The sequence below is a fragment of the Dinoroseobacter sp. S375 genome, assembly GCF_049800775.1.
GTDB lineage: Bacteria > Pseudomonadota > Alphaproteobacteria > Rhodobacterales > Rhodobacteraceae > Dinoroseobacter.
Genome location: NZ_JBNAFR010000004.1, coordinates 136,620 through 148,925, shown reverse-complemented (window position 1 = coordinate 148,925; position 12,306 = coordinate 136,620). Strand labels below are relative to the sequence as shown.

Sequence of the window (12,306 nt, the reverse complement as noted above, 5' to 3'; positions counted from 1 at the left end):
ATGACCACGCAAACCAACCAGACCCCGATCATTCAGATGAAGAATATCGAGAAGCATTTCGGCGCGGTCATCGCGCTGGCCGGGGTGTCCATCGATGTCTTCCCGGGGGAATGCCACTGCCTTCTGGGCGATAACGGTGCGGGCAAGTCGACCTTCATCAAGACCATGTCCGGGGTGCATAAACCCACCAAGGGCGAGATCGTCTTCGAGGGTCAGCCGATGAATTTCGAGGACCCGCGCGACGCCATGGAGGCGGGCATCGCCACCGTTCACCAGCATCTCGCGATGATCCCGATGATGTCGGTCGCGCGCAACTTCTTCATGGGCAACGAGCCGGTGAAGAAGGTCGCGGGCATCAACTTTCTGGATCGCGGTTTTGCAGACCGCGTCACCATGGAGGAGATGCGCAAGATGGGCATCAACCTGCGCGGCCCGGATCAGGCCGTGGGCACCCTGTCGGGCGGGGAGCGTCAGACCGTTGCGATTTCCCGGGCCGTCTATTTCGGGGCGAAGGTCCTGATCCTCGACGAGCCGACTTCGGCGCTCGGCGTGCGCCAGACCTCCAACGTGCTGGCCACCATCGACAAGGTGCGCAAGCAGGGGGTCGCGGTGGTCTTCATCACCCATAATGTGCGCCATGCGCTGGCGGTCGGGGACCGGTTCACGGTGCTCAACCGGGGCCGGACGCTGGGCACGGCTGTGCGCGGCGAAATCACGCCTGACGAGTTGCAGGACATGATGGCTGGCGGGCAAGAGCTTGCCACCCTCGACGGTGCGCTTGGTGGCACCGTCTGATCCCAAACCCGCACGGGGACGGCGCAAGGCCGTCCTCGAGCTGCGGGTGCCGTTCTTCCGGCCCATGTGGCGACGGGTGGCCACGGTGATCGTGATCGCGCTCTGGACCGGGGTCGAAATCGCCATGGGCAACCCCTATTGGGCGCTGCTTGCGGGCGGGATCGGGGTCTACTCGGCCTATGTCTTCTTCTTTGCCTTCGATCTGCCTGAGCCCGCCGGGACCTCTGAGGCCCCCGAGGCCCCCGCTGCCAAGGATCCGGAGGCCGGGGCATGACACGGCCGGGCGTCTATCTCGATCGCAGCGATTGTGATCTGGCGGCCTTCGAGGCGCTGATCGCACAGCCGCTCCTGCCAGGGGCGGTGCCGCGCGCGGCGGAGGTTCTGGGCAAGGTGCCGGTCTATGACATGGCGGTGTGCGGAGCGGATCTCGAGGATCCGGTTGCGCGCCGGGGGCTGCTCGCGGAATGGGCCTGGGTGCTGGGCGATGGGCCCGGTGTCTTCGTCCAACGCGCTGCGGTGCCGGAGCCCGAGGTCATCGACGCGGTCACCGCGCTCTACCTGCGCGTCATCGAACAGGAGCGCGCGGCAGGGGCGGGTGGTGCGGATCATTTCGCGGCCTCCGGGGCCAATGACCGGATCTGGAATTCCCTGCAGAAGCTTTGCCTCGCGGAGCCTGCGCTCTTTGTTCGGTACTTTGGCGCGCCGGCCATCGCCGGCGCGGCAGAGGCCTGGCTCGGCCCGGGCTTTCAGATGACCGCGCAGGTCAATCTGGTGCGGCCCGGTGGTGCTGCGCAGGAGGCCCATCGCGACTACCATCTCGGCTTCCAGACCGAAGAGAGCGCGCTGCGCTACCCGGTCCATGTTCACACCCTCTCGCCCTATCTCACGCTGCAGGGCGGGATCGCCCATGGGCCCACCCCGGTGGAGAGCGGGCCGACCCAGCTTTTGCCCTGGTCCCAGCAGTTTGCAGCGGGCTATCTCGCCTATCGCGATCCGGCCTTCCGCGCGGTGTTCGAGGCGTCCTGTGTGCAAATCCCGCTGGAAAAGGGCGACGCGCTCTTTTTCAATCCGGCTCTGTTTCACGCCGCCGGGGCCAATCGCTGCGCGGATATCCAGCGGCTCGTGAACCTGATGCAGGTCTCCTCGGCGTTTGGCCGCGCGATGGAGGCGCTGGACCGGGACGCCATGGCCCGCGCGGTCTATCCGCATCTGCAGCGCATGGCGGCCGAGGGCCAGCTGCGCCCGGCGCAGGTCGCCGCCGCAATTGCGTGCACGGCCGAAGGCTATCCCTTTCCGAGCAATCTCGACACCGATCCGCCTCTGGGTGGGCTGGCCCCGGAGAGCCAGGCGGCCCTGATGACCCGCGCGCTGGCCGAAGGGCAGTCGCTCGAGGCCTTTGCCGCCGCCCTTGATGCCCATGGCGCGCGCCGCGCCCCCTGAAGGAGAGCCAATGCCCGATCTTCTGCGCCGTCCCACCGCCCGACAGGGCAAGGTTCACGCGATCACCCCCGAGAGCGCGGGATGGTCCTATGTGGGGTTCGATCTCTACCATCTGGCTCCGGGTGAGGCGGCGACCGAAACCACCGGGGACCGCGAGGCGATCCTCGTGCTGGTGGAGGGCAAGGCCGAGGTGACGGCGGCCGGGCAGGGCTTTGGCGAGATGGGCGACCGGATGAACGTGTTCGACAAACGCCCGCCCCATTGCCTCTATGTGCCGGGAGGGGCCGATTGGGCGGCGGTGGCAACGACGGCGTGTACGCTTGCGGTCTGTACGGCACCAGCCATGGGGACCTACCCGGTGCAGCGGCTCGGGCCCGAGGGCATCCGGATGGTGCCGCGCGGGCAAGGGAGCAATCTGCGCCATATTCACAACATCGCCATGGAAGCGCGGGACGTGGCAGGCTCGCTTCTGGTGACCGAGGTCTATACCCCCGCGGGGAACTGGTCGTCCTATCCCAGCCACCGGCATGACGAGGATGACTTTCCGCGCATCACCTATCTGGAAGAGACCTATTATCACCGGCTCAACCCGGCCAATGGGTTCGGGATGCAGCGGGTCTATACCGATGACCTGTCACTGGATGCGCCCATGGCGGTGCAGGATGGCGATGTGGTGCTGGTGCCGCGGGGCCACCATCCTTGTGCCGCGCCCTACGGGGTGGAGATGTATTACCTCAACGTGATGGCGGGGCCGCGCCGGAACTGGCGGTTCGAGATGGATCCCAATCTCGCCTGGATCGCCGAGCGCGACGCCTGAGGTGCGGACCGGTGGCGCTGAGGACATGTCCTCAGCGCGCGACGCGCCCTGTTGAACCGCCGGGAAAGACTTGCAACGCATGAGTTTTCAGAGCGTCCGCGCGGTGCACATGTGCACCGCGCCCGGTGCCCTGCCGCAGGCAGGGCATGTCCTCCGAGCCCATGGCGCGGCGCTTCTAGATGCACGCACCCAAAGCCGAGAGGAACTGCGCCACCTCCGCATGCGTGTTGTAGTGACATAGCGATACCCGCACGCTGGTCGTGATCCCCAACGGGTCGAGGACCGTCCCGGAATAGTGGTCCGCCTTGCGCAGATGCGTCCGGATCCCGGCTGCGTTGAGCGCGGCCACGATCTCGGCGTTGTCACGCCCGGCCTGGGCAAAGGTCACGAGCCCCTCGCGATGGGCATTCGCCTCGCCACCGACGACTGTGATCCCGGGCATCTCGGCCACACCCCGTAGCCCGTCCACCCCCTGCAACATCGCTTTGCACAAGGCCGCTTCATGGGATCGGATCGCCTCTGCCGCGGCGCTGATCCGCGCCCGTCGCGCGGTCTCGGCGCTGACCTGCGCCCCGAGCCAGTCCAGATAGGCCACCACATCCGAGAAGGTCGCGTAGGCCGCCGTGTCCCGCGTGCCCATCTCCCAGGGTGCGCCGGGCGCGCCGCGCAGATGCTCATGGGGCAGGGTGGCCAGCCTGTCCGACAGCCAGGCCACGCCATAGCCATGGCGGGCAAACATCTTGTAGGCCGAGACCACATAGCCATCGACCCGCGCCGCCGCCACATCCACGCCCCCATGGGCTGCGTGCTGGATTCCGTCGACGATGATCAGACAGTCCGGCGCCACTTCGCGGATCGCGGCGGCAATCCCGGGCAGGTCCATGCCGATCCCGCTGACCGGTGAGGTATGGACCACGGTCGCCACCCGTGTCGTCGCCGTCACCGCCTCACCATAAGCGCGGGCCTCGATGCGTCCGGTATCGGGATCATGGGGGATCAGCACGTGATCCATTCCGGCCATTTCAGCCCAATGGGCCGCTGCACTCCGGCTCGCGGGATGCTCCAGCGTGCTGCCCAGCACCACGCCCGTCCCCGTCCCGAGACAGGCAGCCCGGATCAGCCGGAAGAGGAGCTCGGTCCCGCTCTCTCCGACGATCACCTCTCCCTCTGCTGCGTTGAAGAACACGCGCATATCCGCACGGCCTTGGGCGATCATCGCCACCAGCGCTTCGGATGCGCCATTGGCGCGCCCCTGATTGTCGGGGATCGCCGCCAGCCGCGCCGAGGTCTCGACCACCGAATTCAGGGTCAGTGCACCGCCGGCATTCTCGAAAAACACCCTCGGTCCGGTGAAAGGGCAGCTGTCCACATGGGCAAACCGCGCGCGGATCGCCTCCATCAGGCCCGGGATATCCTCCAGCATCACGCGGCCCCCGTGGGCATCTTCCAGGTCGCGCTGGCCTGAGCGACCAGCCGCTCCCGCGCGTCAAAGACCCGGCTCTCCATGAAGGACAGGGACCGCCCGCGCTTGGTGAAGGATCCGATGCAGCGCGCGGGCCCGTCGGTCAGGGGGCGCATATACTGCACCTTCATCTCGATGGTCGCCGCGGGCCCGGCGACCTTGGCCACCAGATGCCCCATGGAGATGTCCATCACCGTCGCGAGGACCCCGCCATGGACGACGCCCTGCGGGTTCATGATCCGGTCGGTGACGGGAAAGCGGATCTCGCAGCCGGTCTTGTCCGCCGCGCCTGCCGTCTCGGGCAGGTAGGTGAAGCCGAGGTCGAGAAACCGGGCAAGGAAGAAGCGCTCGAACGCCTGTTCATGGTCGTCAAAGACCTGCTCCAGATGGGCGCGGGCCTCGGCGATATCGATCTTGGGAGGTTTGGGGTCTGTCATCGCGTCCTGAGCTGTCGGGCGAAAGGTGTCCCGCGATTAGAGGGGGCTTTCGGAGCGAAGACAAGCCGCGCGCTGCGACGGGAAACCCGGGCGCGGGCCCGTGGGTGAGTCGCCGCGCAGGGGCGCGCAATTGGGCTCAGTCCCTCCGCGCAGAGCCGCCCAAGCCAGAGGACCGATACCTAAGTATCGGCGCGGGTTTCCTTTCGGCAACCTGCGAACATCTTTGGCGTGCTGCCGCCCGTTCGAAGTTTGCGCAGTGTTCGGAATACGACGTAGAGTGACGATTATGGCGTTGCAAACGGTTTCAAAAAGCGGACCCTGCGCCATAACGGAGGCATGTGCACATGGCGCTTGATGACAAAACCGATCACGACAAAGGCGTATGGAAATCCGCCAAGGGCAAGGGGCGCAAGACGCCCAAGGGCCGTCAGGTCGAGGACCAGCCCTGGGCCGAGATACGCGCATTGCTGGGCGAGCGCCCGCGGGACCGGGACCTGCTGATCGAGTTTCTGCACCTCATTCAGGACGCCCATGGTCATCTCTCGGCGGCCCATTTGCGGGCCCTGGCCGAGGAGATGCGCCTGTCCCAGGCCGAGGTGTATGAGGTGGCAAGCTTCTATGCGCATTTCGACATCGTGAAGGAAGGCGAGACGCCGCCGCCCGCGTTGACGATCCGGGTCTGTGACAGCCTGTCTTGCGAGATGGCCGGGGCGCAGGCGCTCAAATCCGCGCTGGAGGACGGGCTCGATCCGGCAGAGGTCCGCGTGCTGCGCGCGCCCTGCATGGGCCGCTGCGCCACGGCGCCGGTGCTGGAGCTGGGCCATAACCATATCGACCATGCGACGCCGGAAAAGGTCCACGCGGCCATCGCGGCGGATCACACCCATCCCACCATTCCCGTTTACGAGGATCTGGCGGCCTACCGGGCCGAGGGCGGTTATTGCGCCCTGAACGATCTGCGCGAGAGCGGCGATTGGGAAGAGGTGCAGGGAAAGATCAAGGAGAGCGGTCTGCGCGGTCTGGGCGGTGCGGGCTTTCCGTCGGGCACCAAATGGGGCTTCGTGCGGGGCAATCCCGGTCCGCGCTATCTGGCCGTGAACGGCGATGAGGGCGAGCCCGGGACCTTCAAGGACCGCTACTATCTGGAGCGGACGCCCCATCTCTTTCTCGAGGGGATGCTGATCGCCGCCTGGGCGGTCGAGGCGGATCGCTGCTACATCTATATGCGCGACGAATACCCCGCCGTGCTCGAAATCCTGCGCCGCGAGATCGCCGCGCTTGAGGATGCCAAGCTGGTCGCGCCGGGCTATATCGATCTGCGCCGCGGGGCGGGGGCCTATATCTGCGGCGAAGAAAGCGCGATGATCGAGAGCATCGAGGGCAAGCGCGGCATGCCCCGGCACCGCCCGCCTTACGTGGCGCAGGTGGGGATCTTTGGTCAGCCGACCCTCGTCCATAACGTCGAGACCCTGCACTGGATCGCCAAGATCTGTCGCGAGGGGCCCGAAGTGCTCAACACCACGACCCATAACGGCCGCACTGGCCTGCGCAGCTACTCGGTCTCGGGCCGTGTGGCGGAACCGGGCGTCTACCTGCTGCCGGCCGGCTCGACCATTCTCGACATCATCGAGGCGGCGGGCGGTATGGCCGAGGGCCATGTGTTCAAGGCCTACCAGCCGGGCGGTCCGTCCTCGGGCCTGCTGCCGGCTTCGACGGCAGATGTGCCGCTCGATTTCGACACGTTGCAGCCGCTGGGGACCTTCATCGGCTCGGCGGCGGTGGTGATCCTGTCCGATCAGGACCGCGCCCGGGATGCCGCGCTCAACATGCTGCGGTTCTTTGAAGATGAGAGCTGCGGGCAATGCACGCCTTGCCGGGTCGGCTGCGAGAAAGCGGTCAAGCTGATGCAGGACGAGAGCTGGGATGCGGATCTTCTGACCGAGCTTTGCACCGCCATGGCCGATGCCTCGATCTGTGGGCTGGGGCAGGCGGCTCCGAACCCGATCCTGTCAACGCTCAAGCATTTCCCGGAGGAGATATGAGCAGCGACCTTGGCGCCTTCTCCATCAGCCTCGCGGTCAAGGACCTCGACGCCTCGATCGCCTTCTATGAAAAGCTCGGCTTTGAGGCGATGGGCGGCGGCGAGGGCTGGCGGATGATGAAGATGGGCGACAAAGTGATCGGCCTCTTTCAGGGCATGTTCGAAAAGAACATGCTGACCTTCAATCCCGGCTGGACCCAGGACGCCGCGCCCCTTGAGCAGTTCACCGATATCCGCGCGCTGCAAGCCGCCCTGAAGGTACGCGGGCTGACACCCAAGACCGAGATCGACCCCGAGAGCACTGGCCCGGCCTCGATCATGCTGGAGGATCCGGATGGCAATCCCATCCTGATCGACCAACACCGATGACCACCCCTTTCGCAACGCCCCCACGCATCTGCAAGGATCTGACCCATGGCTGACGGCACCCAACTTCAGACCGTGACGTTTACGCTTGATGGCGAAACCGTCACGGCCGAGGCAGGCACCACCATCTGGGAGGTCGCCCATGGGCGCGGCCTCAAGATCCCGCATCTGTGCCACAAGCCTGCGCCGGGCTACCGGCCCGATGGCAATTGCCGGGCCTGCATGGTCGAGATCGAGGGCGAGCGCGTGCTGGCAGCCTCCTGCATCCGCGAACCCTCGGACGGGATGGTTGTGACGACCAACTCGGCGCGGGCCGAGAACGCGCGCAAGATGGTGGTCGAGATGCTGGTCACGGACCAGCCCGCCCGGGACGCGGCCCATGACAAGTCCTCGCATCTTTGGGACATGGCCGATGCAACCGGCGTTGCCGACAGCCGCTTTCCCAAGCTGGAAACCCCGCGCATTCCCCTGCTGGATGACAGCCATGTGGCGATGTCGGTCAATCTGGATGCCTGTATCCAATGCGGTCTCTGCGTGCGCGCCTGCCGCGAGGTGCAGGTCAATGACGTGATCGGCATGGCCGGGCGCGGACATGACGCCTATCCGGTCTTCGATCTGAACGATCCCATGGGCGGAAGTTCCTGCGTGGCTTGCGGCGAATGCGTGCAGGCCTGCCCCACGGGCGCGCTGATGGAATCCAAGCTGCTCGATGACGCGCAGCAAGGCGACAGCAAGGCCCATGATGACGAGGTCACCTCGGTCTGCCCGTTCTGTGGTGTGGGCTGCCAGGTCTCGCTCAAGGTCAAGGATGGCAAGATCATCAAGGCCGACGGGATCAACGGTCCGGCCAATGAAGGGCGGCTCTGCGTCAAGGGACGGTTCGGCTTCGACTATATCCACCACCCGCACCGGCTGACCAAGCCGCTGATCCGCCGGGACGATGCGCCGGAAAAGGGGCTGAACGTGGATCCGGCCAACCCCTGGACCCATTTCCGCGAAGCCACCTGGGAAGAGGCGCTGGACAAGGCCGCCCATGGCCTCGTGGATCTGCGCAGCTTCTATGGCGGCAAGTCCATCGCCGGGTTCGGTTCGGCAAAATGCACCAATGAAGAGGCCTATCTTTTTCAGAAGCTGATCCGTCAGGGCTTTGGCCACAACAACGTGGATCACTGCACGCGGCTTTGCCACGCATCCTCGGTCGCGGCACTGATGGAGAATGTGGGCTCCGGCGCCGTGACAGCGACCTTCAACGAGATCGAGAATGCGGATCTGGCGATCGTCATCGGCTCGAACCCGACCGAGAACCATCCGGTCGCCGCGACCTTCTTCAAGCAATTTGCCAAGCGCGGCGGCGAGCTGATCGTGATGGACCCGCGTGGTCAGGCGCTCAAGCGGCATGCCTCGCATATGATGCAATTCCGCCCGGGCACAGATGTGGCGCTGCTCAACGGGATCATGAATGTGATTGTCGAAGAGAAGCTTTATGACCGGCAGTATATCGAGGGCTTCACCGAGGGGTTCTTTGAATTCCGCGAGCATATCCGGGCCTTTACGCCCGAGCGTATGGCCGAGCTTTGTGGCATCGAGGCCGAGACGATCCGCACCGTGGCGCGCAAGTTTGCCGATGCCAAGGCGGCGATGATTTTCTGGGGAATGGGCGTCAGCCAGCATATCCACGGCACCGACAATGCACGCTGTCTGATCTCGCTGGCGCTGCTTTGCGGTCAGGTGGGGCGCCCGGGCTCGGGGCTGCATCCGCTGCGCGGTCAGAACAATGTGCAGGGGGCCTCGGATGCTGGGCTCATCCCGCAGGTCCTGCCGGATTACCAGAGCGTGACCGACCCGGAGGTGCGCGAGCTTTTCCGGCATATCTGGAAAGGCACCCAGATCGAGGAGGCGCCCGGCCTCACGGTGGTCGAGATCATGGACCGCGTCTATCGTGGTGAGATCCGGGGGATGTATATCCTCGGCGAGAACCCGGCCATGTCCGACCCGGATGTGGAACACGCGCGCAAGGCGCTGGCCCATCTCGACCATCTGGTCGTGCAGGACATCTTCCTGACCGAGACCGCGAATTATGCGGATGTGATCCTGCCCGCCAGTGCCTTTCCGGAAAAGGACGGCACCGTCACCAACACCAACCGTCAGGTGCAGATGGGCCGCAAGGCCGTGGACGCGCCGGGCGAGGCGCGCGAGGACTGGAAGGTCATCGTGGATCTGGCCAACCGCATCGGGCTCGACTGGGATTACGACACGCCGCGCATGGTCTTCAACGAGATGAAGATGTCCATGCGGTCGCTCCACCACATCACCTGGTCGCGGCTGGAGGATGAGGGGGCGGTGACCTATCCGTCGCTGTCCAACACCGATCCGGGGCAGTCCATCGTCTTCGGTGACGGATTCCCACGCCGGGCCGGGCGCGCCATGTTCACGCCAGCGCGGGTGACCCCGCCCGCCGAAGTACCGGACGAGCGCTATCCGATGATCCTGACCACGGGCCGACAGCTCGAACATTGGCATACGGGCTCCATGACCCGGCGCGCCACGGTGCTCGACGCGGTGGAGCCGGAGGCGAACTGTTCCCTGCACCCCAAGACCCTGCGCAAGCTGGGGGTGGAGCCGGGAGGGCATGTCCGCCTGACCACGCGGCGCGGCTCGATCGAGGTGATGGCCCGCGCGGATCGCGCGGTGGCCGAGGACATGGTGTTCCTGCCCTTCGCCTATGTGGAGGCGGCGGCGAACATCCTGACCAACGCGGCACTCGATCCTTATGGCAAGATCCCGGAGTTCAAATTCTCCGCCGTGCGGGTCGAAAACCCCGCGCAGGTCGTCGCCGCGGAATAGGGCCAGCGGCGGGGGACACCCCGCGCTTTTGCCCCCGCGCAGAGACACAGCCGCCCCGGGGCAGACCCTGGGGCGGCTGCGCTGTTTTTGACGGATTTGCCAAGTATTGAGACGTGTGGTCTCACTTTTCCGGCCAAAATGCTGCACTGCCGCAAAATGCGACTCACTGTTTTCGCCCAGACACCCCAATCCGGTCTCGGCCATCACCCAACAGGTCGCGCTGACGCGGATCGGAAACGCAGGTGCGCAAGCGGTCCGTTTCCGCCGTAGAAGAGAGAGAAAATGTCGGCCTGAGAACATTGCGGGAAGCGTATCCAAGGTGCATTCAGGACAGAGACCTTTTGTTGAGAAAGACCGCCGACCATGTCCGACATCGAGATCGCCCGCGCCGCCACCAAGAAGCCGATCCAGGAGATCGGCGCCACGCTTGGCATCAGCAGCGATGACCTGCTGCCCTATGGCCATGACAAGGCCAAGGTCAGCCAGAGCTTTATCAACTCGGTGCAGGACCGCCCCGATGGCAAGCTGATCCTCGTGACCGCGATCAACCCGACCCCGGCGGGTGAGGGCAAGACCACCACCACCGTGGGCCTTGGCGACGGTCTGAACCGGATCGGCAAGAAGGCTTGCGTCTGTATCCGAGAAGCCTCCCTCGGGCCGAATTTCGGGATGAAGGGTGGCGCCGCCGGAGGTGGCTACGCGCAGGTTGTGCCGATGGAGGACATGAACCTCCATTTCACCGGCGACTTCCATGCGATCACCTCGGCGCACTCGCTGCTCTCGGCGATGATCGACAACCACATCTATTGGGGCAACGCGCTGGAGATCGACATCCGCCGCGTCACCTGGCGCCGCGTCGTCGACATGAATGACCGCGCCCTGCGCCAGATCACGGCCTCGCTTGGCGGGGTGGCCAATGGCTTCCCGCGTGAAGCCGGGTTTGACATCACCGTGGCCTCCGAGGTCATGGCGATCCTGTGTCTCGCCAAGGATCTGCAGGATCTTGAGAAGCGTCTGGGCGATATGATCGTCGCCTATCGCCGCGACCGCTCGCCGGTCTTCTGCCGCGATATCAAGGCCGAGGGCGCGATGACGGTCCTCTTGAAGGACGCGATGCAGCCGAACCTCGTGCAGACGCTCGAGAACAACCCGGCCTTCGTCCATGGCGGGCCCTTCGCGAATATTGCCCATGGCTGCAACTCGGTGATTGCGACCACCACCGCGCTCAAGGTCGCCGATTACGTGGTGACCGAGGCGGGCTTCGGCGCGGATTTGGGCGCCGAGAAGTTCATGAACATCAAGTGCCGCAAGGCGGGCCTTGCCCCCGATTGCGTGGTGCTGGTGGCGACCGTGCGCGCCATGAAGATGAATGGCGGTGTGGCCAAGGCCGATCTTGGGGCCGAGAATGTCGCGGCGGTCGAGGCGGGCTGCGCGAACCTCGGACGCCATATCGGCAACCTCAAGAGCTTTGGCGTGCCTGTGGTCGTGGCGATCAACCATTTCGTCACCGATACCGAGGCCGAGATCCAGGCGGTCAAGGATTACGTGGCCGGGCAGGGCGCCGAGGCGATCCTGTCGCGCCACTGGGAGCTGGGCTCCGAAGGCTCCGCCGAGCTGGCCACCCGCGTGGCCGAAATCGCCGAGAGCGGCAGCTCGCAATTCTCGCCGATCTACCGGGATGAGATGCCGCTGCTGGAGAAGATCGAGACCATCTCCAAGCGGATCTACCGGGCCGACAAGGTCATCGCCGACAAGAAGATCGTCGATCAGCTCAAGCTCTGGGAAGAGCAGGGCTATGGCCATCTGCCGGTCTGCATGGCCAAGACCCAGTATTCCTTCTCGACCGATCCGAACGAGCGCGGCGCACCCGTGGGCCATTCGATCCCGGTGCGCGAAGTGCGGTTGTCGGCGGGGGCGGGCTTCATCGTCGTGGTCTGCGGCGAGATCATGACCATGCCCGGTCTGCCGCGCGTCCCCTCGGCCGAGCATATCCGGCTGAATGACGCAGGGGAGGTCGAAGGCCTGTTCTAGGACTGGCCGCAGCCCCGCCGCCGCGCTAGGCAGGCGGGGCAACAGCCCGGGAAAGGAAGAGATGATGCGCGCG

General features: G+C 65.4%; 10 protein-coding genes. 8 read left to right on the top strand and 2 right to left on the bottom strand.

Annotation, left to right across the window (positions count from 1 at the left end; genetic code table 11):
- The 4 genes from ACP150_RS11265 to iolB are packed head-to-tail and all read left to right on the top strand — an operon-like array spanning position 1 to position 3,052.
- Positions 1-795: an ATP-binding cassette domain-containing protein gene (locus ACP150_RS11265; protein ID WP_424966729.1), complete on the top strand. Its 795-nt coding sequence runs from the start codon at positions 1-3 to the stop codon at positions 793-795.
- Positions 779-1,069 carry a hypothetical protein gene (locus tag ACP150_RS11260; protein WP_424966728.1) on the top strand — a complete coding sequence of 97 codons (291 nt, stop codon included), beginning with the start codon at positions 779-781 and terminating at the stop codon, positions 1,067-1,069. Before ACP150_RS11265 ends, ACP150_RS11260 begins: the two co-directional genes overlap by 17 nt.
- A complete protein-coding gene (locus ACP150_RS11255; RefSeq protein ID WP_424966727.1) occupies positions 1,066-2,235 on the top strand; it encodes a phytanoyl-CoA dioxygenase family protein in 1,170 nt (389 codons plus the stop codon). Before ACP150_RS11260 ends, ACP150_RS11255 begins: the two co-directional genes overlap by 4 nt.
- Before the next feature lie 10 nt (positions 2,236-2,245).
- Positions 2,246-3,052 (top strand): 5-deoxy-glucuronate isomerase, encoded by an 807-nt coding sequence (gene iolB / locus ACP150_RS11250; RefSeq protein ID WP_424966726.1) that lies wholly within the window; start codon positions 2,246-2,248, stop codon positions 3,050-3,052.
- A gap of 175 nt (positions 3,053-3,227) precedes the next feature.
- Here iolB and ACP150_RS11245 read toward each other — a convergent pair whose 3' ends face one another.
- Together ACP150_RS11245 and ACP150_RS11240 are read right to left on the bottom strand one after the other, a co-directional pair.
- A complete protein-coding gene (locus tag ACP150_RS11245) occupies positions 3,228-4,475 on the bottom strand; it encodes an aminotransferase class V-fold PLP-dependent enzyme (RefSeq protein ID WP_424966725.1) in 1,248 nt (415 codons plus the stop codon).
- Positions 4,475-4,951: a PaaI family thioesterase gene (locus ACP150_RS11240; RefSeq protein WP_424966724.1), complete on the bottom strand. Its 477-nt coding sequence runs from the start codon at positions 4,949-4,951 to the stop codon at positions 4,475-4,477. The genes ACP150_RS11245 and ACP150_RS11240 overlap by 1 nt, the downstream gene beginning before the upstream one ends.
- A 344-nt stretch (positions 4,952-5,295) precedes the next feature.
- Between ACP150_RS11240 and ACP150_RS11235 the strand changes: the two genes are divergently transcribed.
- The 4 genes from ACP150_RS11235 (at position 5,296) to ACP150_RS11220 (ending at position 12,233) form a co-directional block, all read left to right on the top strand.
- Positions 5,296-6,993, top strand: coding sequence for an NAD(P)H-dependent oxidoreductase subunit E (locus ACP150_RS11235; protein WP_424966723.1), 1,698 nt, complete (start codon positions 5,296-5,298; stop codon positions 6,991-6,993).
- Entirely contained in the window at positions 6,990-7,361 is a 372-nt protein-coding gene (locus ACP150_RS11230) for a VOC family protein (protein ID WP_424966722.1), read from the top strand. Before ACP150_RS11235 ends, ACP150_RS11230 begins: the two co-directional genes overlap by 4 nt.
- A gap of 45 nt (positions 7,362-7,406) precedes the next feature.
- The gene (fdhF, locus tag ACP150_RS11225; RefSeq protein WP_424966721.1) at positions 7,407-10,202 is read left to right on the top strand and encodes a formate dehydrogenase subunit alpha; all 2,796 of its coding nucleotides are present in this window, start codon (positions 7,407-7,409) and stop codon (positions 10,200-10,202) included.
- A 363-nt stretch (positions 10,203-10,565) separates the two neighbouring features.
- Entirely contained in the window at positions 10,566-12,233 is a 1,668-nt protein-coding gene (locus ACP150_RS11220; protein ID WP_424966720.1) for a formate--tetrahydrofolate ligase, read from the top strand.
- Positions 12,234-12,306: the final 73 nt, after the last annotated feature.